The 24,812-nt window shown below is 41.5% G+C and carries 24 protein-coding genes and 1 pseudogene; 13 read left to right on the top strand and 12 right to left on the bottom strand.

All coding sequences use genetic code 11. The features are described from left to right. Positions 1–314: 314 nt before the first annotated feature. Genes ACNS8M_RS13130 through ACNS8M_RS13120 form a run of 3 tightly spaced genes read right to left on the bottom strand, consistent with a single transcriptional unit; the run spans position 315 to position 2,862 of the window. Positions 315–1,643, bottom strand: coding sequence for a DUF445 domain-containing protein (locus ACNS8M_RS13130; protein ID WP_419224913.1), 1,329 nt, complete (start codon positions 1,641–1,643; stop codon positions 315–317). Positions 1,644–1,702: 59 nt separating this feature from the next. Continuing rightward, positions 1,703–2,275, bottom strand: coding sequence for a CC0125/CC1285 family lipoprotein (locus tag ACNS8M_RS13125; protein WP_168460480.1), 573 nt, complete (start codon positions 2,273–2,275; stop codon positions 1,703–1,705). A gap of 47 nt (positions 2,276–2,322) precedes the next feature. Continuing rightward, positions 2,323–2,862 carry a DUF924 family protein gene (locus ACNS8M_RS13120; RefSeq protein WP_168460482.1) on the bottom strand — a complete coding sequence of 180 codons (540 nt, stop codon included), beginning with the start codon at positions 2,860–2,862 and terminating at the stop codon, positions 2,323–2,325. Positions 2,863–3,180: 318 nt separating this feature from the next. On the opposite strand from ACNS8M_RS13120, the gene gshA reads away from it, so the two are divergent. Both gshA and ACNS8M_RS13110 read left to right on the top strand, forming a co-directional pair. Next, a complete protein-coding gene (gene gshA, locus ACNS8M_RS13115; RefSeq protein WP_419224912.1) occupies positions 3,181–4,758 on the top strand; it encodes a glutamate--cysteine ligase in 1,578 nt (525 codons plus the stop codon). 18 nt (positions 4,759–4,776) lie between these two features. After that, positions 4,777–5,310 carry a disulfide bond formation protein B gene (locus ACNS8M_RS13110; protein ID WP_104852736.1) on the top strand — a complete coding sequence of 178 codons (534 nt, stop codon included), beginning with the start codon at positions 4,777–4,779 and terminating at the stop codon, positions 5,308–5,310. A 92-nt stretch (positions 5,311–5,402) separates the two neighbouring features. On the opposite strand, the gene ACNS8M_RS13105 is transcribed toward ACNS8M_RS13110, so the two are convergent. Beyond that, on the bottom strand, positions 5,403–6,734 hold the full coding sequence (locus ACNS8M_RS13105) for an alpha/beta fold hydrolase (protein WP_168417674.1): 1,332 nt from the start codon (positions 6,732–6,734) through the stop codon (positions 5,403–5,405). Positions 6,735–6,977: 243 nt separating this feature from the next. Here ACNS8M_RS13105 and ACNS8M_RS13100 point away from each other — a divergent pair, with 243 nt between their 5' ends. Next, positions 6,978–7,562 carry a YqiA/YcfP family alpha/beta fold hydrolase gene (locus ACNS8M_RS13100; protein ID WP_026438348.1) on the top strand — a complete coding sequence of 195 codons (585 nt, stop codon included), beginning with the start codon at positions 6,978–6,980 and terminating at the stop codon, positions 7,560–7,562. 14 nt (positions 7,563–7,576) lie between these two features. Continuing rightward, positions 7,577–9,457, top strand: coding sequence for a DNA topoisomerase IV subunit B (gene parE / locus ACNS8M_RS13095; protein WP_004974183.1), 1,881 nt, complete (start codon positions 7,577–7,579; stop codon positions 9,455–9,457). Between the two features lie 76 nt (positions 9,458–9,533). On the opposite strand, the gene ACNS8M_RS13090 is transcribed toward parE, so the two are convergent. Further along, entirely contained in the window at positions 9,534–10,235 is a 702-nt protein-coding gene (locus ACNS8M_RS13090) for a phospholipase D family protein (RefSeq protein WP_179994149.1), read from the bottom strand. 112 nt (positions 10,236–10,347) lie between these two features. Here ACNS8M_RS13090 and ACNS8M_RS13085 point away from each other — a divergent pair. Next, positions 10,348–11,373 (top strand): annotated as a pseudogene (locus ACNS8M_RS13085) (IS30 family transposase). 89 nt (positions 11,374–11,462) lie between these two features. On the opposite strand, the gene ACNS8M_RS13080 reads toward ACNS8M_RS13085, so the two are convergent. The 4 genes from ACNS8M_RS13080 to ACNS8M_RS13065 all read right to left on the bottom strand — a co-directional run bounded on the left by ACNS8M_RS13080 (position 11,463) and on the right by ACNS8M_RS13065 (position 14,992). Continuing rightward, positions 11,463–12,878, bottom strand: a complete 1,416-nt coding sequence (locus tag ACNS8M_RS13080) for an SLC13 family permease (RefSeq protein WP_168460488.1) — start codon at positions 12,876–12,878, stop codon at positions 11,463–11,465. Positions 12,879–13,056: 178 nt separating this feature from the next. After that, positions 13,057–13,839: a sulfite exporter TauE/SafE family protein gene (locus tag ACNS8M_RS13075; protein ID WP_168460490.1), complete on the bottom strand. Its 783-nt coding sequence runs from the start codon at positions 13,837–13,839 to the stop codon at positions 13,057–13,059. 172 nt (positions 13,840–14,011) lie between these two features. Beyond that, positions 14,012–14,752: an outer membrane protein OmpK gene (locus tag ACNS8M_RS13070; RefSeq protein ID WP_168460492.1), complete on the bottom strand. Its 741-nt coding sequence runs from the start codon at positions 14,750–14,752 to the stop codon at positions 14,012–14,014. Between the two features lie 78 nt (positions 14,753–14,830). After that, the gene (locus tag ACNS8M_RS13065) at positions 14,831–14,992 is read right to left on the bottom strand and encodes a hypothetical protein (RefSeq protein WP_346792794.1); all 162 of its coding nucleotides are present in this window, start codon (positions 14,990–14,992) and stop codon (positions 14,831–14,833) included. 308 nt (positions 14,993–15,300) lie between these two features. Here ACNS8M_RS13065 and ACNS8M_RS13060 point away from each other — a divergent pair, with 308 nt between their 5' ends. From ACNS8M_RS13060 to ACNS8M_RS13035, 6 genes are all read left to right on the top strand, one after another. After that, positions 15,301–15,663: an HPF/RaiA family ribosome-associated protein gene (locus tag ACNS8M_RS13060; protein WP_168417681.1), complete on the top strand. Its 363-nt coding sequence runs from the start codon at positions 15,301–15,303 to the stop codon at positions 15,661–15,663. A gap of 178 nt (positions 15,664–15,841) precedes the next feature. Next, positions 15,842–16,384: an ankyrin repeat domain-containing protein gene (locus tag ACNS8M_RS13055; protein ID WP_168460494.1), complete on the top strand. Its 543-nt coding sequence runs from the start codon at positions 15,842–15,844 to the stop codon at positions 16,382–16,384. A gap of 17 nt (positions 16,385–16,401) precedes the next feature. Further along, entirely contained in the window at positions 16,402–17,172 is a 771-nt protein-coding gene (locus ACNS8M_RS13050; protein WP_168417683.1) for a transporter, read from the top strand. Between the two features lie 109 nt (positions 17,173–17,281). Next, positions 17,282–19,174, top strand: coding sequence for a protein-disulfide reductase DsbD (gene dsbD / locus ACNS8M_RS13045; protein WP_168460496.1), 1,893 nt, complete (start codon positions 17,282–17,284; stop codon positions 19,172–19,174). After that, positions 19,171–19,848, top strand: a complete 678-nt coding sequence (locus ACNS8M_RS13040) for a glutathione S-transferase family protein (RefSeq protein ID WP_168417685.1) — start codon at positions 19,171–19,173, stop codon at positions 19,846–19,848. The genes dsbD and ACNS8M_RS13040 overlap by 4 nt, the downstream gene beginning before the upstream one ends. Positions 19,849–20,025: 177 nt before the next feature. Next, positions 20,026–20,589 (top strand): FMN-dependent NADH-azoreductase, encoded by a 564-nt coding sequence (locus tag ACNS8M_RS13035; RefSeq protein ID WP_168460498.1) that lies wholly within the window; start codon positions 20,026–20,028, stop codon positions 20,587–20,589. A 134-nt stretch (positions 20,590–20,723) separates the two neighbouring features. On the opposite strand, the gene ACNS8M_RS13030 is transcribed toward ACNS8M_RS13035, so the two are convergent. After that, the gene (locus tag ACNS8M_RS13030; protein ID WP_168460500.1) at positions 20,724–21,635 is read right to left on the bottom strand and encodes an alpha/beta hydrolase; all 912 of its coding nucleotides are present in this window, start codon (positions 21,633–21,635) and stop codon (positions 20,724–20,726) included. 154 nt (positions 21,636–21,789) lie between these two features. Here ACNS8M_RS13030 and ACNS8M_RS13025 point away from each other — a divergent pair, with 154 nt between their 5' ends. Next, a complete protein-coding gene (locus ACNS8M_RS13025; protein ID WP_168460502.1) occupies positions 21,790–22,227 on the top strand; it encodes a DUF2147 domain-containing protein in 438 nt (145 codons plus the stop codon). A gap of 96 nt (positions 22,228–22,323) precedes the next feature. Here the strand turns inward: ACNS8M_RS13025 and ACNS8M_RS13020 are convergent, their stop codons facing one another. Together ACNS8M_RS13020 and ACNS8M_RS13015 are read right to left on the bottom strand one after the other, a co-directional pair. Continuing rightward, positions 22,324–22,671 (bottom strand): Spx/MgsR family RNA polymerase-binding regulatory protein, encoded by a 348-nt coding sequence (locus ACNS8M_RS13020; protein ID WP_168417689.1) that lies wholly within the window; start codon positions 22,669–22,671, stop codon positions 22,324–22,326. 553 nt (positions 22,672–23,224) lie between these two features. Next, entirely contained in the window at positions 23,225–24,043 is an 819-nt protein-coding gene (locus tag ACNS8M_RS13015; RefSeq protein WP_419224911.1) for an exodeoxyribonuclease III, read from the bottom strand. Positions 24,044–24,082: 39 nt separating this feature from the next. On the opposite strand from ACNS8M_RS13015, the gene pyrE reads away from it, so the two are divergent. Beyond that, positions 24,083–24,733, top strand: coding sequence for an orotate phosphoribosyltransferase (pyrE, locus tag ACNS8M_RS13010; RefSeq protein ID WP_168417691.1), 651 nt, complete (start codon positions 24,083–24,085; stop codon positions 24,731–24,733). Positions 24,734–24,812: the final 79 nt, after the last annotated feature.

Raw genomic sequence — 24,812 nt, 5'->3', positions numbered from 1 at the left:
TTACCTTCAACTCTAAACTCTTATTCAAAGAATTTTTGGTGTCATAAGACTTTTAGCAACGCATGTTTAAATGCTAAGAACCAAACGAGTTGATACTTAAGAAAATTAAATTTCAGACATAATTTGATAACTATAAATTTATAGTTTAAATCCCTTTTTTACTCATGCGTAAGTACGGTAGGCGACCTTGCTTTTAAAATAATAAATTTTGCCTAAATTTACAACTGAAAAATGATAAATTTTTACCCGTCATTAATTCATCAATTAGATGATTTATCTAAACTAAAGTATTGGGGTTTAATACAAAATCAATCTCAAATCAACTCGACCAACGCCCGAATAATCCCTAGACCCAAACCAATAAATGCACCGACGACGACACCATTGACCCGAATCATGTGTAAATCGCCACCGACTTCGTTTTCAATTTTGCCAATCATTTCGCGTGAGTCCCATTCATGAATACGCTCACTAATAAAACGAATCACTTTTTCGCTGTATTGATCTGACAAGTTGACCGCAATAGCGCCCATTTTTTCATTTAGTAACTGACGCACAGCCGTGTTGGCAATGATATTTTCACCAACTTGCTGAATTGCGACACGCAGGTTTTGGGCAATCCCCGAGTCAGGCTTTTGCAAATCTTCCTTAATCGCATTGCAGAGAATCACCACTGCACCACTAATAAAGTTCAAGACCGGTGGGCTGTCTAACAGGGTGTTTTTAGTGTTATTCAGACGCAGGCTCGCACTGCTGTTGTTGTCTGCCAGTTGCAGCATCAGCTGTTGTCCAGCATCTTCAATCTTTTGGCGCCAAGGATGATCTGGGTCTGCCAGCATAGATTCGACTCGTTGCAACAAGGAATCTATGGTGCGTTGCTGTACATCAATGCCAATCCAGCTAGCACCTTTAGCCAGTTTCCAGACGCCCAATTCTTTAAACAACTGACGGGTTAATTCACGGCTTTTTTCAGGATGTCTTAGCATCCAGTCATGAGCTAGGTCTAAACCACGTTGCAGCACATCTTGGTGGAAATCATTTTCTAAAACGGCACGCAGCATTTCACTGGCCAAATGGTTTACCTGAGTGTTGCGAATCCATTGCACACTGTTACTTTGAATAAAGCGCCCAATTTGCTCTTGTCCCACGAACTCAAAAATTTTCGGTACAGTTTGCTGAATGACTTGCGTGACTTGCGCATTATTTTGTGGATTGGCCAACCATTTACCCACGGCTAAAGATAAATCTGTACTGTGCAGGCTTTTTTCTACCACTTGTGGCGACAAAAAGTTTTCCTGTACAAAACGTCCCATCGACTCGGCAATACGGTCTTTGTTGCGCGGAATAATTTCGGTGTGATCACGTAAAAACTTGGGAATTGGCATTTTGCCAAAAGGATTGCGAAACAGCACAGTAATTGCATACCAGTCTGCCAGACCACCCACTACACCTGCCTCGGCAGATAGCATCAGAATATGAATCAACCAGGTATATTCAGGCAGTAATTTTGCGGTCAGCATTAATACCAGCCAGGTCAGTACCGCAATCACTAAGGCAATGGTGGCAAAGCGTTTACTGCGCTGCAAACTTGGAGATACGTTTGCTGAGTGCTGAGTTGGGCTATTGGCAGGTGCTGGATTCATGCACACATCCTTTTAAAGCGAGAGTGACCAAATAACAATGCTTGATGCAAATTACTGCCTTACTGTGTCGCAGGGGCAGCAGGCACAATCAGCGGTTGTCCTGTTGGACTTAACCCATATTTAGCGCCTAAAGACTGTAAAATCAATGTGGCATCAAAGGCATCTTCAGGGGCAGATTTCTGATCTTTAAAACACTGAATGGTGTAAGACACCTGCATTGGATCTAAATTGACCACCTGTGGCATGTCATAAAACGGGTCAGGCCAGAACGGTGCACGGCGGTGATAATAGCCATACGGTGAATAATTGTATGGATAATAACTCGGTGCAGGGTAGACCACCGCTTGTCTAGGCGGTTTTTGGCTGCGGTTACTTGGGTCATCTAAAACTTTAAAGAAACGGAAACCGTGTTGTAGTGTGGTTTGCGCCGCTTTAACCAAAGTGATTTCTTCGGCTGTACCAAAACTCATGTTGTGACCCGCCAGAAAACTAATTCGATAGGTCTGTGCATTGAGTGGTGTTGCGCTGTAGCGTCCTAATTGCTCAAAACTTAAGGGTTTTGAGGGTGTAGTGGCACAACCTGTAAATAGCAAACTGCCTGCAAGGGCAAGACCGAGTAGGGAATATTTCATAAGAAAGCTCTCCTGCGCAATTCAACCCGTTATCACAACCGAGTCAATTAAAAACTACTATTGGGTTGGGTTAAAAACTCAAGCTCTTCTGCGCTAGATGGACGTCCCAACACCTGATTTCGGTGCGGATAATGTCCAAAACGGTCAATAATCACTTTGTGTTTAAGTTCATAGCCCAAAACAGTGGGGTCATCCAAACTTTCAAAAAGCCCTAAGGCCACTTCGTGAATGCGTTTCGATTCGCTGTGCATAAATGGCATATATAAAAAGCGGCGCTCAATTGGCTTTAAGTCCTGATCCAGTTTTAAATGAATCATTTCCTGCGCCAAGACCAAGGCCATACCATCTTGAGCGAAGGCACGTGGGTCATTACGATATAAATTACGTGATAGTTGATCTAAAATAATAATTTCAGCCAAACGCCCTGCGGGTGTTCCACGCCATGTCCATAATTCTCCCTGCGCAGCTTGGCGATGCACTTCTGCAAATTTTTCTGCAAGTAAGGCGTCGAATTCTGCAGTTTTCACAAACCAATTTGCTTCTGCAGCTGGAGAAAACCAAAAATCTAAAAAATCTTGATAATTCATACGCTTTATTATTTACCTCTGCTCATTTGATTATAAAATCACAAATTTAACGTGTCTTATAGTGCAACTTTGTGATAAAAAATTGCCAAATTAAAATTTATTGACGTTGACCACTATATAAAATGTCAGCCTGCCCCAAAATCATCATTTTGTTAGAAAAAACAGCCCAAGCGCATGTACTGCTGCCAAATCAAGTTATACTTGAAAGGTTATGGTTTTATCTTAGATCATGCCCATGATTAAGAAAATTGCAACCGACCCAAAATCAGCTTGTGGTTTATGTCGTATTCGTAGTGTATTGGATTAAGCGAGAGTGTAATGAGTCAACCCGAACCAAATGCGCAAGATGTTTTACCGAACTGGGTAGACGCTGCGCTGCTTCAAGGGATGTTGCGCGGGATTGAACGCGAAAGTCTGCGTATGCAAAGTGACGGCTTTTTGTCGCAGCAAGCACATCCTCAAGCTTTGGGTTCGGCACTGACACATCCACACATTACAACAGATTATTCTGAAGCGTTGATGGAGTTTATTACTCCACCGCAAAACAGTATTCCGCAGGCTTTGGCGTATTTGCGTGATATTCACAGTGTGGTGCATCAGCACTTGGGTGAGGGCGAAAAGCTTTGGCCACTGTCTATGCCGTGTATGCTTGATGAAACCGATGAAGGCATTCCACTGGCGCAATATGGCAGCTCCAATATTGGGCGTTTTAAAACCCTGTATCGCCGTGGTTTGGGTGTGCGCTATGGCCGCCGTATGCAGACCATTTCAGGGGTGCATTATAATTTATCCTTCCCTGAGCATTTATTTGCAGCCCTTCAACAACACGAAACCGATGATCAGCTAAAAGCGCTCAGTTTGCAGGATTATCGCAGCCATCGTTATTTGGGTTTAATTCGTAATTTTATTCGTTTAACGCCTTTGGTGATGTTCCTGCTCGGTGCGAGTCCATCGGTATGTCAGTGTTTTATGACAGGGCGTGAACACCATTTGTTGCCGTTGTTACGAGGTACGTTGTATTTGCCGTATGCCACCGCATTGCGTATGGGCAATTTTGGTTATCAAAACTCGGCACAGAAAAAACTCGGTATCCATTACAACGACTTAACGGGTTATTTGGATGGTCTGCAAAAGGCCGTGAAAACGCCGTATTTACCATTTAGCCGTTTAGGTTTGGATGATGAAACGGGTGAAGCGATTCAAATTAATGACCATGTCCTGCAAATTGAAAATGAGTACTACAGTTTGGTACGTCCAAAACAAGTGCCGCAGGATGGTGAAACACCATCACAAGCCTTGGCGAATCGTGGTATTGGTTATGTGGAACTACGTGCGGTAGATGTTAACCCATACAGCCCAATCGGGATTGATGAACATACGGCAGGCTTTTTGGAAGTCTTGGCGCTGTATTGTTTACTGAGCGACAGCCCAGCCTTGTTTGATGCAGAACAAACGATTATTGAGCAAAATCAGGCCGAAGTGGTCAATCGTGGTCGTGCGCCAAATGCACAAATTCAGGAAGGCGAAGTCAAAACTCCAATTGAAGCGTGGGGGCAGCACTATGTCACCACCATGCAACCTTTGGCTGCTTTACTTGACCAAAGTTATGACACCCAATTGTACTCGAATGCCTTAACACACATGATGGTGCGTTTACATGAGGTGGATGAAACGCTGTCTGCGCATATGATTACAGATACTATTCGTCATGGCGGAACGTGGGGCTTTGGCAGTTATATGGCACAGCAACATGCGCATGTATATGAGCAGCATCAACTTAGCCCAGAAACACAGGCTTATTTTGATGCTGCTGCGCTACAATCAATTCAGCAACAACAACAACTTGAACAAGAACATAGTCTGAGTTTTACAGACTATTTAGCAAAATATCGCTAATCATTCCGAGGCTCGAGCATGCAAATTAGTTATCGTCTGCTAAGTGGTTTTTTATTTTTAGCCAGTGTCGTGGGGATGGCATTTGCATTGTATTTGGAGCATGTGCAAGGTTTGGCACCGTGTCCATTGTGTGTGTTTCAGCGTGTCGGTTTAATCGCCTTGGGCGTAATGTCACTGATTGCCTTTGTGCATAACCCACGCTCCAATGTGGTCAAACGCATATATGCCTTGTTGGGCAGTATTGGCATTTTATGGTCAGTGGGTGTGGCAGCACGGCATGTATGGTTGCAAAACCTGCCACCCGATCAAGTTCCAAGCTGTGGTCCGGGACTGGATTACTTGGTTGAGGCTTTGCCAATGAAGTCTGTGTTGCAGCAAGTGCTGTCGGGTTCAGGCGAATGTGCGGTAATTGATTGGACGTTCTTGGGGCAGTCTTTACCAGTATGGTCATTGCTGTTTTTTAGTGTGTTGGCCTTGGTCAGTTTATGGCAATTACTGCGTAACTATCCTTTTGTTGCGCCTGCTTCATTTGGCAAAATCAAGAAAAAATAAGTTCAGTCTATCTGGTATTGGATTTAAAAAAGCGCCATCTACAAAACTGAGATGGCGCTTTTTTTATATTTTTAGTTGGTGAGTCTTAAATTTTAAGTCAGGGCAATGCCTTCTAAACTTGACCAATCACCAATAAATTCATGGATTTGCTGTTCTGGTACATCTTCTTGTGGTGGATAAAACCACTTCACCAATTGCTCGGCCACACTTGGGTGATAAGGCAACTGAAAATGGTTTAAACCATAAAACACCGCTTTATGTGATTCGGGCAATTTCAATTCAAAACGTGGGTTGGGATGTTCGCCCAAAGCACTTTTCACGCTAACCAGATAATCGCCAATCACTTTGCGGTTCAGCTTTTGTTTTTTCTCACGCTCAATACTGCCTGCAACAAAGTAGGTGTTGATATGGGTCGGTAAGGGCGCAGGTTTACGATTGTCATCGACCTGTCCAATCCGTGCCTGATTATGTTCCCAGTCATCATCACGCACACTGCCATGCCGCAAATCTAAAATGCCGTTACTGCGGATATTCACCAAATGCCCGACAATTTTCACAATCGGGAAGCGGCCTAGTTTATCTTGCAAATGGAACCCAAAACGCTCCAGTACTGCCCCATGGTGCGGTGAACCTAGACATACCAGATTTTCCACCAAATGAATCCAGCCATGCATATTTTGTTTGCCGTAAAACAGCGCACTGCGTGACACCAAGCCGCCCATGCTGTGGCCAATTAAATCAATACTGGTAATTTGAGGATGACGCTGAATTAAGTCTTCCAGTGTATTGGCGAGACTACGCCCATTGGCTGAAATTCTGCGTCCTGTATTGTAGTTCAGATACAGCATGGTGTTGTGATCACGTTGCGCCAGTAGTTTTTCACCAAAACCACCCATTTGATGTGATGTCCAATCTAAATGGTTACGACACAAACCATGCGCAAAAATCACAATACGCCCAGACAAATCGCCTTGTTGAACTGCACCATAGTGATCGTATAGCACCATAGGCAACGCGAGCGGATTTTGCTGCTCGAGTAAATAATCTCCCAACACCCCATTGAGTACACCTACTAAAAAGTGCAGGCTGGGGGTTAGAGCTTTGTCATGTAAATTGGGGAATTGTGCATTAATATGGCGTAAGCCTGGTGCAACAAAGTGGTAGCCGTATTGTTGCAAACTATTAAAGGCAAATTTATACAGCTTTTGAAATGTGGCTGTTTTTTGGAATTTTTTGGAGCGTTGTTCGCTCATGCCAAACACGCTAAGCAGGACTTCACGCTGGATGGTTTGAATGACATCGGTCATGACAGCATTCAGACGTGTGCTGACCAGTTGTGCCAAGCCTTCTAAAATATCGGCCTGACTTGGAGGTGTACGGTCCCATCTACAATAGGTTTCATGCAGTGGTGTTAAACTTGGCATACTGTGTTGCCCCTTGTGTTCCCATATACCGAACGCTTTATTTTTACTTGAGTTCGCGGTATAAACTTGTACGCTTTCATTTTATCGTGTTTATTTCGATCTGCTTTTAAAATACCGATGACTGCCAAGATGCACGCGTCTTTTTGTCTAACAATTGCATTTTTCCATGAAAAATAAATTAAAAACACATAAAAAGTGGCTAAATTTCACGAGATCGAGAGAAAAAATAAGGGCATAGCAACAATGAATTTGATTTATTTACATGGTTTTCAAAGTAGCCCTTTGTCCATGAAAGGGCAGCTATTGTATGCCTATGTGCAGCAGCATCGCCCTGATATTCAGATGCATTTGCCCGATTTAAATGCTCCACCTTTAGCGGTTTTGGCAAACGTATCGGCATTGATTCGACGTTTGCCCAATGTGGCATTGGTGGGCAGCAGTCTAGGCGGCTTTTATGCGACACAACTGGTCGCACAGCATCATGTGCCTGCTGTTGTGATTAACCCTGCTATGCGACCATGGCAATTGTTTCAGGACTTGTTTGGCGATGTGCTGCCCTATGTGGTACATCCGAACTGGAGCTTAACTGCAGCGCAATTGGATGACTTAGCAGACATTGCGTTGCCTGTTGCGCAAGATGCAGACAAAATATTGGTGTTATTGCAACAAGGCGATGAAGTTTTGGATTATCGTGAAGCGCAGCGTTATTATAGTGCTGCCTCACCTTCGGCCATGATCATGACTGAAGCGCACGGCAATCATGCCATGGATGATTTTGCAGACAAAATTCCGATGTTACTGCAATTTTTATCGGATTCCCTAGCTTAAGGAAACAGTACAACGTGTCTCAATATACCGCTCAATCTCTTGAAGTTTTATCTGGTTTAGATCCAGTACGTCGTCGCCCGGGCATGTATACCGACACCACACGTCCGAACCATTTGGCGCAAGAAGTTATTGATAATGCGGTGGATGAAGCACTTGCAGGGCATGCCAATAAAATTACCGTAAAAGTCTATAAAGATGGCTCTTTGTCGGTAGAAGACAATGGCCGTGGTATGCCTGTCGATATTCACCCAGAATACGGGCAAAGCGGGATTGAAATTATTCTGACCAAGCTGCATGCAGGCGGTAAGTTCAGCACCGACAACTACCAATTTTCGGGTGGTTTGCACGGGGTCGGTATTTCTGTAGTGAATGCCTTGTCCAGTCGGGTTGAAGTGACCGTACAGCGTCAGGGCAACCTGTATAAAATGGCTTTTGATCAGGGCGAAGCCGCTGCACCTTTAGAAGTCTTGGAAGGCAAAGCGCCAAAACGTGCTTCGGGTACGTTGGTACATTTCTGGCCTGAAGCTAAATATTTTGATTCACCTAAATTTGCGCTAAAAGCCTTAAAGCACAATTTAAAAGCCAAAGCGGTACTGGCTGCAGGTTTAGAAATTCATTACATTGATGAAATTAACGATGAAAAAATTGTCTGGCAGTTTGAAAATGGTCTAGTCGACTATTTGATGGATGAGCTGGAAGATCGTGAGATTGTACCTGCTCCTGCTTTTGTGGCGACAGGTGAGGCAGAACGTGCTAGTGCAGAATTTGCAATTTGTTGGAACGTAGAAGGTGGCGAGCAAATTCAGGAAAGTTATGTCAACTTGATTCCGACTGCGCAAGGCGGTACGCATGTCAATGGACTACGTTCTGGTGTGACCGATGCTTTACGTGAGTTCTGTGAATTACGCAATTTATTGCCGCGCAATTTAAAGCTATCTGCCGAAGATGTTTGGGATGGGGTTAACTACATTTTATCGTTAAAGTTCCAAGAGCCGCAGTTTTCTGGGCAGACCAAGGAGCGTTTATCGAGCCGTGAAGCGGCAAGCATTATGCAGAATATCGCCAAAGATGCTTTTGCCTTGTGGTTGAACCAAAATTCTGACATTGCCATGCAATTGGCAGAAATGGCAATTTCCAAAGCAGGTCGTCGTTTAAAAGCAGCGAAAAAAGTAGAACGTAAAAAAATTGTTTCAGGCCCAGCCTTGCCGGGTAAATTGGCAGATTGCGTGGGACAAACCCGTGAAGAATCGGAACTGTTTATTGTCGAAGGTGATTCCGCAGGTGGTTCTGCCAAACAAGCACGTGATAAAAACTTTCAGGCGATCATGCCAATTCGCGGAAAAATTTTAAATACGTGGGAAGTATCTTCGGACGAGGTTTTGGGTTCGCAGGAAGTACACGATATTGCAATTGCGATTGGGGTTGACCCGGGCAGTGATGATTTATCTGAATTGCGTTATGGTAAGGTTTGTATTTTGGCTGATGCCGACTCGGATGGTTTACACATTGCCACTTTGCTGTGTGCCTTGTTCGTGAAGCATTTCCCAAGCTTGGTGGAAGATGGGCATTTATATGTCGCCATGCCGCCATTATTCCGTATTGATGACGGTAAAGATGTGCATTATGCGCTAGATGAAGATGAGCTAGAAAATACGCTGAAAAAAGCCAAAACCAAAAATCCGCAAATTACCCGATTTAAAGGTTTGGGTGAAATGAATGCCAGTCAGTTACGTGAAACCACGATGGATCCAAATACACGCCGTTTGGTGCAACTCGATTTGGATGATAGTCATTTTACCGCAGGTTTATTGGATAAATTGCTGGCTAAAAAACGCTCTGCAGACCGTAAAGTGTGGTTAGAGCAAAAAGGTAATTTAGCCGATTTGGCGGTTTAAGCTGATTTAATTTAGAAAAAGCATCCATTATTTCAAAAAAGTAATGGATGCTTTTTATTGTAATTTTGATTGGTGTTTATAATTCAATATTTTCAGGCCATAAAAAATATCCACCATATTGACTGGTTTTAAATTCTGCACCTACGTCTTTGCCTTGTTGAGTGAGTGTGTGCTTTCCAGCATCATTGATATTTAATAAGCCTTTTTCGGTAAAATGAGCCAACAATTCATTGGTTTTCATTTTATGTTTTGCTGCAAGTTTAGATGATGTTAATTTACCAACATTATTGTCATTGGTTTCTTCAACAGATTCATTTATTGGTTCGGCTTTCACTTCATCTAAACTAATTCTAACTTCATCACTAATACGAATAATACGTTGCGCTTCTTCATAAGCATCTTTAAAGACATCTTGATCTTCATATTTGCGAATCAAAATGCCCATTTCGTTATTATTAATTTGGCTAAATTCATAAAGATTTAGACTAGAAATAATACATTCAGATTCATTGAGATAGCATTTAGCATGTAAGTTTTTACAAAAACTGAGCCGAACAAAATCAAGTTTTTGCATCCATTTTATTTCATCAGGATGTAAATCACTTTTTCCATAAACGATTCGAATATCAATTTTGAGTCGATCTTTATCTTCAAGTAACTCTTTAATACGGTCATTTAAACGTAAATATGGGCTAATTAAAATTAACCTTTCTTTGGCATTTTTTATCAGTTCTTCTAAGAAAAAATTGGTCGCGCTCGTATTTAAAAACTTAGCCATTTAACCCTCCTCATTGTGTCTAAATTATTATGTCCTGAGTATAGCGAATTTATTTAGGGGCAGAGTAAAACTTGAAGTGCGACATAAACCACCTAATTAATTTAAAGGGTTTATGGAGTATATAAAATTGTCATACCATCATCTTAACTTTGAAGATCGTACTGCATTAATGCTTGAGTCAAGAAAAGAAGGCTTTTCAGCCAGAAAATTTGCTGAACTCATTAAAAGACATCCTAGTACGATCTATCGTGAGCTTAAAAGAAATAGCATCAATGACGTTTATCAAGCTCGATATGCTTCTGATAACACCTTCGCTAGACGTAGACGTGGTCACAGAAAACTCAAAATCGATTCAATCCTCTGGAAATTTATTGTTGAAGCGATCCGTTGTTTATGGTCTCCTCAGCAAATAGCAAAGCGTTTAAAGACATTTCCTGATTTGGATCAAACAATGAATGTAAGCCATACAACGATTTATTCAACGATACGAGCATTACCAAAGGGTGAGTTGAAAAAAGACTTATTATCCTGTCTGCGTCATGAAAATAAAAAGCGAAAAGCTAACGGTGAACCTAAAAAAGATTCTATATTACAGGATATTAAAACTATTCATGAGCGCCCAGCCGAAGTTCAAGAAAGAAAAATACCGGGTCATTGGGAAGCTGATTTAATTAAAGGTAAAGACAATAAAAGTTCGATAGCAACACTTATTGAACGAAATACACGGCTCTGTATCTTGGCAACATTACCTGATGCAAAGGCAGAATCAGTGCGCAAGGCTTTAACTGAAGCTCTGAAATATTTACCTGCAGAACTGCGTAAAACGTTGACCTATGACCGTGGACGCGAGCTGGCAGAACATAAAATACTTGAAGAAGATTTAGGCATAGATGTATATTTCTGTGACCCACATTCACCCTGGCAAAAAGGCACATGCGAAAATATGAATGGTTTAATTAGGCAATATTTACCTAAAGGGATTGATTTAAATCAGGCAGATCAGCATTATTTAAATTAAGTTGCCATGTCACTGAATACTCGTCCTAGAAAAGCGTTAGATTGGCTTACACCATTAGAGAAATTTGCTCAGCTTGTTGATTATCATAAGACTTTTCAAACTGTCGCACCTCATGTTTGAATTCGCCAGGTAATGATTTGATGATTAAAAATATTCTAAAATTGAGGCGAAAAAAATGGAGCATCTTGTGCTCCATTTTTTATTGATCCTTAACTAAAGAACCAATATACAAATAATGAAATAATAAATACGCACATGACGTTCAACACCATGCCCACACTCATCATTTCACTTTGTTTAATTTGACCTGTACCAAATACAATCGCATTTGGTGGCGTTGCCACAGGTAACATAAAGGCACACGATGCACCAATACCAATAATCACCACTAAAATTTCTTTTGGAATACCCATTTGGTCTGCAATTGCAGCAAATACAGGAACCAATAACGCAGCAGACGCTGTATTACTGGTAAATTCAGTTAAGAAAATAATGAAGATGGTCACCGCAAAAATCACTACCAATGGCGAAGTATCACCAAAGGTATTGGCAAGGGTTTGACCCAATACCAAAGATGCGCCTGAATCTTTTAAGATCGCACTGAGGGTTAAACCACCACCGAACAGTAATAACACGCCCCAATCGGTATTTTCAGCTACTTGCTTCCAAGATGCAGTACCTAGCATGACTACCAAACATGCAGCAGCTAATGCAGTCCATGTATCGGGTTGGCTAATGCCGAAGGTTTCGCTAAGTTTTTTACCAAAAATCCACGCCACTGCAGTACATACGAATAAAATCATCGTTGCAACACGGGTTTTGGTCCAAGGAATCACTTCAGTTTCAAAATGAATTTTTTGATTTAAATTTGGACGCAATACCAAATATAAGCTGACCAACATCGCTGGTAGCAAAATCAGCATCATTGGTAAACCAATTTTCATCCAGTCAGCAAAGTCATAGTCTAATGCTTTGGCTGCAATAGCGTTTGGTGGCGAACCCACCAACGTACCCAAACCACCTAAACTGGCAGAGTAGGCAATCCCCAATAAAATGAAAACGAAGGTTTTACGCTCTTTGGTGGCATCGAGGTGTGATAACAAACCTAGTGCCAACGGTAACATCATCGCCGCCGTGGCTGTGTTGGAAATCCACATCGACAACGCAGCAGTGACGATAAAAATAGATAAAACCGAAATCCCCAAGTGACCGCCCGACATGGAAATAATCCACATCGCAATTTTACGATCCAGTTTCTGAATGTGCAGCGCAGTTGCTAAAGCAAAACCACCAAAGAACAGGAAAATGACAGGGTCTGCAAAAGTTGCTAATGCTTGCTTGGTTGAAATTGGTACAAGTTCTTTGCTGGCATTTTCAAGTGGCATACCTAAAGCCACAGCAAGCACAGGTACTAACAGTGCTGTAATGGTAATGTGTACCGCTTCGGTGAGCCATAAAATACCAATAAAAAGCAACAGACTTAGACCCTTATTGGCGTTTTCATCATAGGGTAAGACGTTATACAAACCGAAAGAGAGCAGGGTCGCAAGAATAACAATGGCCCAAGTCTTGATCAGTTCTTTTCGCTTAATACTGGCTGGCACTTCTATATGGTTATTTTCCATAGAAGTTCGCTCCGTAAAAATGGAATAAAAGGAAAAGTTGGAAGATTGGTCGGTGCAAACGACCGAAGCAGTCTTAACAGACTGTTTTTTAAGCTAGTCTTAATTATAGGTGTAAAAAATTATTTAAGCTAAAAAAAAATCTAAATAATTTTCCATTTGTTATGTTCATTTTATTGATTTATATCAACAATGCAGGCTGTTTTGTGATGATGGCTAATCCTTGAGCAATTGCGTAAATAGCCATGAAACTAAGTAAAGTAAAAACAATGTGCTTAAATACAGCCTGAGAAATATTTTTACGAATCAGACTGCCCACATAAACCATTGCTACAGAAATTAGGCAAATTAGCGCCAAAACCTTAAATTGTGTGCTGCTAAATTGTTGAATTACTGGATATAACACTGCCAGTTGAATGAGTTTAGAGACAATAAAATTAAGATTACTAATCACCACAATATCGGTTTTACTGTGTTGGGTGCTGAGCAAATACATCATTAAAAACGGTGCCATGGCATTGGTGGCTCCACCAATCACACCTGCTAGAAAACCAAAAATCAGCATATTTTTCAGTGAGGCTGAAATTTGTAAGGGGCGGGTTCTAAACTGATCGGCCACGTAAAGCAGAATCAGTGTCCCCATCGCAAATTTTAAATAGCCTTCATTTAGAATCAGCAGCAAACTGACGCCTAAATAGCTGCCAATTAACGCACTGAGAATTAAGCCCCAATATTTTTTGCAGTAGCCATATAAACTGCTCAATAAAGATTGCTTGGTGTCACCCCGCAACATGTATAGATTTAACAGTAAACAGGGAATGAGAACCAAGGCGACTGCGGTACTCAGCGGATACAGCATCGCCACTGCAGCGGTGCTAAGCATGGGAAAGCCAAAACCACTCATGCCATGTAAAATTGCGGCAATGGCACAAAATAGCAGAATAATAAAATCAGTTTTTTGCATGTGAAGTCACATTGCTTTTTATTTGAAATTTAAAGTAAATGTAGCGGAGTTTTAAGTGAAGTACAAATGAGTCGCATGCTAATTTTATACCTGAATATAAATTAAAAAATTTTAACAGCCAATAAAAAAGCAAGACCGAAGTCTTGCTTTTTTGAATAGCGATCAGGCTGGCTTAGAAGTGGTATTTTACCAATGCGCTAACATCGTTTTGATCTACGCCTTTAATACCAAACTTGTTGTTCCAAACAGAGTGTTCGATACCCACATATAATTTAGTTTTAGGTGAAATGTGTTTACCCACATTCCATTTATATTGAGAAGTCCAGTTGAGTTCACTGGCGTGGTCATCTTCTGCAGTAGACCAGTCTAGGAACGCATCAGCCAAGAACTCTTCAGAACCAATTTTAAATGGTACAGCATAAGTGATGGTCATTTGATAATCATCTTTAGAGATATTCTTATCGTTATCTGCTTTGTAGAAGTTTACATTTGCATATTGCGTATATGGAATGTCTAAAGAGAAACCTACACCGTATAAAAAGTTATTAAATTCAGTATTTGCACCATGTCCTGCATTATGTTCCCAAGTCGTTGCAATGAGAACATCTTTCACTGGGCCAAAAGATAGGTTTTGACCTGTAATTTCACCCAAACTTAAACGTGGTGCTAATTCAAAATAGGTTGAGTCATCATCATTACCATCCCATTGTTGGTCAACGAAGAAGAACACATCAGAATATTTGAGTTTAGCTGCATATTCAGCAGTAAGAGTCGTACGATCTTCAGTACCTACTTCATAGTTTTCACCATAAAGACCAGTCAAGCTGAAATCCTGCCATACAATAGGATTTGCTTGCGTAAAAGTTGCAGCAGTAGAGAGAGCGCATAGCGCAGCAATATGTGTAAATTTCATAAAATAAGACCCCAAGAAAAGCGTTTCAAGGATACAGATTCTTAAGCAAAAATAAAGCAAAATTCGATTATTGACAGGTCATTTCTTGGTATTTTTTGCCAATTCTAAAAGCGCTGCATTTTTGCAGGATTTAAAACCAATGGTAAAAATAATGTCTAGCTTTTTGCATGCCATGCTAAGCCCCTTAAAAGCATCAAGTTTCTGTGTTGAAAAATCAATCACATCTGCTTGAACAGTCAAATTGGTTGCTTATTGAACATCTGAGCGAAAACTTGTCCTAAAAGGGTTATTCTTTTGCTGCTTTTCTATAAATATCGCTTGCATATTTTTTAGATAGGCCCGATATTCAAGGTATAGGGACACGGTTCTGCAGACTTAAAAGTGTTCATCATTCAAACGGGAGGAAGTTATTCCAAACTAAGTTGAAGATGTACTTTATGCTGTAAAAACAGCACATTATAAACACGCTAAAATGTATATGTATAAAATTATATGTAAGATTTTGGCACAACAAGATTCAGAAATAACGAACGCAAGAGGATGAAATCATGAATATTGAAATCCGTACCGATAAAAACATTCAAAACAGTGATCGATTAATTAGTTACGTTCGTGAAGAACTGAATAATGAATTCCAACGCCACAGTGAGCGTATTACCCATTTTTCAGTACATTTTAGTGATGAAAATGGGGAAAAAGGCGGTGATGACGACATCCGTTGCATGATTGAAGCCCGTCCAGCAGGTTTAAAACCAGTGGTTGTAAATCATCGTGGTCACAACATTGATACTGCAATTCATGGTGCGATTGACCGTTTAAAACGCAGCCTAGAACATGCGTTTGAAAAAAATGAAAACCCTCGTGGTGCACGCCCTGAATTTGTAGATACAGATGTCGATGCTGACGAATAAGAAACATGCAGTTTAAGTACTGCAGACTTCTGGCCTCGCAAATATTGCGGGGCTTTTTTATGCCTGATAGAACTGTGCAGATGTAAATTCACGATTTGCTGACATTTATCTCATACAAATGCCGCTTTATTGGGCATAATAGTCTTAAATTGAATATTGATTGAAGAGAGCTTTCTGCATGTTAACTGCGCAACAACAAGTTTTGGTGCAAGCAATAGAAGAATTAGACCTTGCCCAAGTGCAACGCCTTTTGGCAGAGGGTTTGGATCCGAATTTTATGGATGCCGAAAAGGGGCCTGTCATTTCGGTCTGGTCTGACGGTTTATTTCAGTGGTGGGAAAAAATTTGTGAAGCTTATGAAGCGGGTCAGCCATTAAGTGATCAGCAAAAACAACAAGATTTACAAGTCCATCTAGATATTTTAGAAGCCTTGATTCAAGCCAAAGTGAATTTGCATTTATGGGATGCCGAAGAAGTCTACGGACCACTTTGGGATGCTGCGAGTGCAGCATGTGCACCTGCCGTACAACGTCTGTTAGATGAAAAAGTGGATCCAAATACCAAAGATGAAGACGGTTTAACTATTTTATCTTCAATCAGTGATTTATTGTTTGACTGTGATTTTGATGAAATTCAATGGTCTGATGCTTTGCCAGAAGAACAACAGACTTTAGAATTGTTGCGTCGCCATGGCGCAAAAATGAGTAAAGAATTGGCCTAACTGCAGAGATTAAAAATATGTCAGCATTAAAAACAGTTGGAATTCTGGTGGCAGCAGCGATCAGTATGCAGGTTGGAGCAACCGAGTTTGAATTTGATCGTCCTGGTGCAGGAATGAGCACAGGCATCACCCCTGTAGGAAAATTGGCTTGGGAACAGGCTTTACCAAGTGCAAGTTATCAGGAAAGTAACAACGCTTTGGGCGAAACAGTGAAAACCACACGCTTAAATGCTGACATGTTGTTGCGTACAGGTTTAATGCAGGACTTAGAGTTGCAACTAGGTTGGCAGGGTCCCGCGTGGAGCCAAAGCAAAACTGCAGGGCAATCGGTTGAAGATGATGGTTTGGGCGATGTCAGCATTGGCCTAAAACAAGCAATTGATTTAAATGACGATAAATTGTCGATGGCAGTATTGTTAGAAGCGTTAATTGCCACAGGCAATGACGGTTTTACTGAACATGACGATATTTACAGTTTAAGCACAGCGGTGAGCTATCAATATAGCGACCTATTAAAAACGGGCATCACCATGCGTTATGCGGTGCAAAATAGTGATTGGGCGGCAACTGCGATTCCAAATATTCAATATCGTTTAAATGATCAATGGTCGGGTTTTTCTGAGTTGGTATATCGCAAAGCAGAAAGTCAGGACTATGAATATGGTTTGGGTTCAGGGCTGATTTATACACTGAATGAGCGTACCCAACTCGATGCCAGTGTTGGTGTAGATTTAGACGGTGCAGATAAAAGTTACCGTGCAGGTTTAGGGATGTCGTTCCTGTTTTAAGTGAACAGCACTTAAACAACAACTCAAAATGCAGCGCGTGTAAACAGTGATTTCACGCGCTGCATTTATTCAATAACAACAAAGTGTATGCGGAGGCAGCTAAAACAAGATGACACCGCCTTTTTTTCAGCCGAGTGCAGCACAGTTAAATGCAGTGATTCGAGGCGTGGCTTATCATCTGAGTCACTATTTGCATAAAGCTGTGCGTATTTTATTGTTGGGTTGGCTGTTGCTGTTCAGTTTGAATGTGCAGGCAGAAACGCCATTACTTCCGCCCGAAAAAGCCTTTCAGTTTAGTGTTGAATCTGTAGATTCGCATCAGGCAGAACTGCGCTGGAACATGCCTGAACAGTATTATTTGTATCGACATCAATTTAAGGTCGAGCATGGGCAGCAAGTGCTGGCTTTGGAGTTGCCTCCCGCTGAAGATGTTTATGATGAAAATTATGGACACACTCAAGTTTATTATCGGCAGGTGAGTTTTAAAATTCCCACCCAAACTGCGCAGCACTATCAAGTGACTTGGCAAGGGTGCGCCCAAGATCGGATTTGTTATCCACCGCAGCGCATAGAATTCCAGACCGATAACACAGGTTTGGTCATTTTAGAAAATCAAAGTGCATCACAAAAAAGTATTTGGGCTGGGCAAAGTAGTTCCACTCGTGAAGGATTTTCAACTGCACCTGCCAATTCTCCAACTGATTTGCAGACAAGCCCTGAAGCTGCACAACCTATAACGGCACAAGATCAGCAGTGGTCTGAAAAACTGGCACAAAGCTCGTTGGCCTATGGTTTGCTATTATTTTTTGGATTGGGGCTGCTGCTGGCTTTTACCCCGTGTTCTTTGCCGATGTTGCCCATTTTGACCTCCCTATTGGTACGTGAACACAAAGGCATCAAAGCATGGATGATTGCACTGGTCTTTGTCTGCAGTATGGCCATGGTCTATGCGCTGTTGGGATTAATTGCGTCATCAGCAGGTTTGAATTTTCAGCGTTGGTTGCAGCAGCCTGCAACCTTAATTGCCTTTAGCCTGTTATTTGTGCTGTTTGCTTTAAACCTATTTGGTTTGTTTGAAATCAAGTTACCACGTGCTTGGGTCAATCGACTCGATCAGGCGCAATCTATGCAAAAGGGCGGTAATTTAGCTGGTGCTGCGCTAATGGGCATGTTATCTGCCTTGTTGGTTGGGCCGTGTATGACTGCGCCGTTAGCAGGGGCATTATTGTTTATTTCCCAAACCCAAAGTCAGATACAGGGTGCGTTACTACTATTTACACTCGGTTTTGGCATGGGTACGCCGTTATTGTTGGCCAGTGTGCTTGGGGCAAAAGTATTGCCGCGAGCAGGCTTGTGGATGCATCAAATTAAAGTGCTGTTTGCCTTTATTATGCTGGCTTTAGCACTATATTTTGTCCGTCCTTTAATTGGTGAAGCATGGCTGCAATGGCTTAGCTTGGCACTTGGACTTAGTTTTATTGGCTATGTGCTGCATCGTTTAAGCCGCTATCATGGTGGCTTGCGAGCCCTTTATGTGAGTGCGTTATTGTTGGTTGTGCCTTATCTGATTTATAGCCAGTATCAACACAGTCAGCGCTTTTGGCAGCAAAAAAGTGTAGTAGGATTACAATGGCATCAGGCCAAAACTGCTGCCGAATTACAACAGTTACTGGCTCAAGCCCCTAAAAATCAGCAAGTGATGATCGATGTTTATGCCGACTGGTGTGTAGCGTGTCGTCCGATTGAGCAGCAAGTATTGAAGGCTGCTGAGGTTAAACAGGCATTGGCAGCGTATTATCTGATTAAACTCGATTTAAGTGATTATGATGAAAGTCATCAGGCCTTGCTTAATCAATGGGAAATTTTAGGGCCACCGACATTCTTGTTTTTAGATGCACAACAACAAGAAATTCGCAGTTTACGTTTAACAGGTGCATTTACCGAGCGTACTTTATTGCAACAGCTCAGTCAGTTGGACACAGCACAGGAATCACAATTATGATGCAACTGTATATTGCCAATAAAAATTATTCGAGCTGGTCGCTGCGTCCGTGGCTGGTGTTAAAAGCATTTCATCTGCCTTTTGAGGAAATTCAGATCAATTTTCCCACAGAACGTGGTCAGGGTAATTTTAAACAGCAGGTGCTGGCAGTGAACTCAAACGGTAAAGTACCTGCTTTATTGCATGATGGATTATTGGTCTGGGATTCTCTTGCCATTTGTGAATATTTGGCTGAGCAATTTCCAGAGCAAGCCCTGTGGCCACGTAATGCACAACAACGCGCTTGGGCACGCAGTATTTGTGCAGAAATGCACAGCGGTTTTACAGATTTACGCAGTTTATGTGGGATGAATATTCGCGCCAATTTAGCGGAAGTTGGCGCAAAATTATGGCAAGAACATGCAGGTTTGAGGCAGGATGTGGCTCGCATTGAACAGATTTGGGCAACACGCCCAACTGTAGGTGGCTTTTTATGTGGTGAATTCAGCATTGCCGATGCCTTTTATGCCCCTGTGGTGACACGTTTTATGACTTATGCTTTGCCCGTGAGCGCAGAAAGTCAGCAGTATATGCAACTGGTGATGCAGCATCCCGCTATGCAGGCTTGGATGCAAGCAGCTTTACAAGAGCCAATGTGGGTCAATTATTTGGAACCTTATCAAAGCCAAGTCTGAATGGAGTAGTCGTGTAAATTTGGAGTAGCTATTGCATAACCAAAGTGGGTTGTGGCGCAGCGATCTTGCCAATTTTGTTCCAAAAATAAAACAGAGTGTCTTAATTCTCCAGATTATTCAATTTAGCGCAAAGATTAAAATAACTTTATTGAATGAATAAAGAATTGAGATGCAGCCATGAAAATTTTACATATCGACTCCAGTATTTTAGGTGAAAATTCAGTTTCACGTCAGTTGAGTCAGGCCATTGTGCAACAACTGACTGCAAAACATGCCCATGCGCAGGTCGATTATTTAGATTTGGCACAGCAACCGATTCCGCATTTAACTGCCGAAATTTTAATGGGCCAAGATGTAGAACAAGCCGCTTTGGGTGAAAAAATTATCCAGCAATATATAGATGCCGATGTCGTGGTCGTGGGTGCTGCCATGTATAACTTTGGTTTGACTTCTACCTTGAAAGCATGGATTGACCGCATTAGTGTGGCAGGCAAAACTTTTAAATATACCGAGCAAGGTCCTGTGGGCTTGGCGGGTGAGAAAACAGCGTATATCGCCAGTAGCCGTGGTGGCGTCTATGGTGATAACAGCCCTGCCGATTTTCAGGAAGATTTTCTAAAAACCATCTTCAATTTTACAGGCGTGAATGATGTGCAAGTGATTCGTGCGGAAGGTGTGAGTATGTCTGAATTTAAAGATCAGGCAGTTGCTAAGGCCTTGCAACAAATTCAGGCAATTTAGGCTGTATTTTTCCCAATAAAAAAGCTCAGTATCTTAAGGATGCTGAGCTTTTTTATTGTCAGTTTTATTGAAAACTCCGTTTACGCGCATAGAGCTGCAATGATGTCATCAACGGTTTTAGCTTAATTTCAAATTTAGCTTTGATCTTGCAGATGAGCAAATTCAGCCAAATCTGCCAAAGCTTGCTTGGCTTCATCAAACCATGGCGAAAACATTTGAAAATTGTGCCACATGCCTGTGTAGAGTTTGTAATGTACTTCTCCCCCTGCTTGTTCAGCTTTTTCTTTAAAACGGGCTGCATCGTCCAACAAAATTTCTTTAGAGCCAACTTGTACCAAAACAGGGGGCAAGTCGTGTAAATCATCAAATAAGGGTGAAATTTGTGGCGCAGCACGATCCAGTTCAGGCGGCACATAATAATCAATGCCTGTTTCTAGTGTTTCAATCGAGAGTAGGGCATCATGCTTGCGGTTATAGCGTAAGGATTCACTGGTGAGCGTTAAATCCAGAAAGGGTGAAAGCAGCATCAGGGCGCTGACTTGTGGCAATTGCTCATCCCGTATTTTCAAGGCCAGTGCCAAAGCCAGATTTGCCCCGCAAGAATCGCCAGACAAAATAATGTCTTTGGCTTGAATACCTTGTGTTAAAAGACTTTGATAAACATCAAAGACAGCTTCTAAGGCATTAGGAAACGGATGCTCAGGTGCAAGAGGATAATCGACATGAATGACCTGCATTTGAGTACGTGCCGCCACTTGGCTTAAAAATGCCCGATGCGTATTTAAAGAACCTAGAAAAAAAGCCCCGCCATGAATATGAAAAATTAGCTGTGTAGCAGCATCCTGAGGTTTTAATTCTTCGGCACGTAAACCTGCCAAACGCAATGTGCGTACCTGCACCGACTTTTGCATAGGAAACAAACGACACATTTGCTCAAGTGCAAAACGTAAAGAATTGGGTGGTAAATTTAACTGACTAGGTGTGCGGATGGTGGTTTTTAAAAACCGCTCTGTAATAATTTGTTTCCACATGGGGTTAATCTTCATGATTTTTCCATTTTGTTCTTTATTTGATCGGATATTTGTGTATTTACCAACATAATTTACAAGGGTACACTAAACGGTCACATTCAAAAATTGCAAATTTGTTGTGACTTTTTAATAATAAAGTTGTCTGATAGTAGACCAGGGAAACAAAACAATGAAAAAAATTGTACTTGCATTCGGGCTGTTAGGTTTAAGCGCTTTAGCCAATGCTGCAGATCCGCTTAACGGCACAGTTTGGAAAACAATTGACGATAAAACCAAACAACCCAAAGCCACGGTAAGATTTACTGAGCAAAAAAATGGAACTTTAACCGCAAGTATTCAGTCAATTTTAACACCTGGTGAAGAAAATGCCTGTACAAAATGTGAAGGTCCGTACCACAACAAATCTTTGAAAGGTTTGACCATTGTTCGCGGTCTGAAAAATACGGGTGGCACAAGCTACGATGGTGGTTCAATTCTTGACCCGCAAACTGGTAAGACCTACAAACTTAAAGGTAAACTTGCCAATGGTGGTAAGAAACTTGAATTACGCGGTTTCATTGGTGTAGCGGCATTAGGTCGTAACCAAACTTGGATTCGCGCAAACTAAGTTGTCGTTTAAGGCTGTCGCTAAGGCAGTCTTAGCAACTAAGAATCAAAAAAACCTGCTTAATTTAAGCAGGTTTTTTAATGGAATTTTTTGAGCTTAGATTAAAGCACGATAAGCAGCTTCATCAAAACCTGCAATAAAACCCGATTCGGTTTTTAAGACAGGGCGTTTAATTAAACTGGTGTGAGTACATAGTGCCTCTATTAAACTGGCTTCACTGGCCAGTGCTGTTTGCTGTTCTGCTTCACTGAGTTTGCGCCATGTGGTGCCTTTTTTATTTAAGATGATATCTTGCCCAAGTGCATCTAACCAAGTTTTGACGGTTTCGGCATCAATTCCTTGTTTTTTATAATCATGAAATTCATAACTTAGCCCTAATTCATTGAGTAAATCGAAGGCTTTTTTCATAGAGTTACAGTTTTTAATACCATAAATTTTGAACATAATTTTTCACATCAATATCATCAAGCTGGCTATAGCCTAGCCCAAAACAGCGTTAAGCGCTAGAAATCACCATGAACATGAATATCGACAAGTGTATTTGTCATCAATACGTCATAGCGATGTCACGAGATTGACACTTGGCGGTTCTAAAATGTGACGTATAAACAGAACAACATGAAAAACTTGATAAAAATAGATTCAAGTCAAAATAAATACAAGAATGAAGTGAAGAATAATAGTAACAGCGCAGAAAAGAACAAACACAAGATAAGATGATAAAAAGAGAAAACCCGCATTTAATCATCCTGATTATGCGGGTCTCATTTTAACGTCCATTGTTACATCCTTGAAAAGCAACTTGAATCAAGTTTACTTTTTCCATCCATCGGCTTCCAATCCTTTTGTGTCGTCCTGACTGTCCCTTTGCCGTGATGCAATAATGCGCTGAATGGCCCTGAAGTTAAATGTATAAAGTCGACAGATTATGTGCGAATTGAACCTCGATTAAGTGAACATTTGTTCACTCATTTGGGCGGTAAAATTTGTGTGAAGATTAAATTTTATAATCAATAATCACTGGGGCGTGGTCGCTAAACCATTCTTCTTTATATACCCACGCATTGACTGTACGTGTTTTCCAGTCAGGAGAGCAGGTATGATAATCAATCCGCCAACCTACGTTCTTGGCACGTGCTTGCCCGCGATTGGACCACCAAGAATACAGCTCTGCTTCCTGACGTACTTCACGGAAAGTATCGACATAGCCTAAATCATTATAAATATAATCTAACCATGCACGTTCATGCGGCAAACAGCCTGAAGATTTTTGGTTGCCTGACCAGTTTTTAATATCAATGCGTTTATGCACGATGTTGTAGTCGCCACAGACAATGATGGATTTATTTTCTTCACGCCACTGTTTTAGAATCTTTTGATACTCTTCTAAAAAGTGATCTTTCCGCATTTGTGCTTCTTCACCCGAAGAGCCAGAAGGCAAATACAGTGAACAGATGTAAATTGGATGATCTAGCCCGACATCGAACTCGGTACTGATAAAGCGGCCTTGTGAGTCTGCCAATTCAAAACCCAAACCATTTTGCACAGATACAAATGGTAAGCGGCTATAAATGGCTGTGCCTGCGTAGCCAGCACGCTCTGCAGGGAAAAGATGGGTGTACCAGCCTTCAGGTTTAAATTTATCGGTCCATTGGGCATGGGTGATGCGACTTTCCTGCATGCAAATCACATCTGCTTCAGACTGTTCTAACCATTCGAGTAAGCCCTTGCTTACCGATGAACGCAACCCATTGACGTTAATTGAAACCACTCGAAGAATTTTTTGATCACTCGGATAGCTACTCTTTGGTATCATGCTCAGGTCTTACCTCAATGTATTAATTCGGAGCACCTCATGACATCGCCAGCTCAATTTAACCCGCAAGCTTTTATCGAACTCGCCTTATCACGTGGTGTGCTTAAATTTGGTGAGTTTACTTTAAAATCGGGTCGTGTGAGTCCTTATTTTTTTAACGCAGGTCTATTAAATGATGGTGAAGCTTTATCGCTATTGGCTTCAGGCTATGCAGACCAACTTATGCAATGCAAAAATGTAGATGTGATTTTCGGGCCTGCCTATAAGGGGATTCCATTTGTTGCGGCTACTGCTGTGGCTTTATCTCAGAATCATGGCGTGAGTGTGCCGTGGGGCTTTAATCGTAAAGAAGCTAAAGATCATGGCGAAGGTGGTGTGCTTGTCGGTGCTGCGGTTGAGGGCAAAAAGGTTTGGATTATTGATGATGTGATCACTGCGGGTACAGCTATTCGCGAAGTGGTCACTATTTTGAAAAATGCAGGCGCACAAATTGCAGGTGTATTGGTGGCTTTAGACCGTCAGGAAAAAGGTCAGGGCGATTTGTCTGCCATTCAGGAAGTGCAAAAAGAGCTGGAAATTCCTGTGCATGCTCTAATTACCATGAAAGATTTAATGAACTATTTAGATGCCAAAGGTGAAAAAGAGGCCTTGGCAAAAATGGAAGCGTACCGTGTGAAGTATGGGGTTTAAGTTTATTGAGGAAGGAAGCGAGAGCTTCCTTTTTCACTTTTATTTATTTTAATAACATTATGGGATGTGATAAATAATG

It is taken from the genome of Acinetobacter sp. A2 (assembly GCF_048537555.1).
In the GTDB taxonomy this organism is placed as follows: Bacteria; Pseudomonadota; Gammaproteobacteria; order Pseudomonadales; family Moraxellaceae; genus Acinetobacter.
The sequence above is the reverse complement of the archived record's forward strand: the minus strand, read 5'-3'. Positions and strand labels throughout refer to the sequence as shown.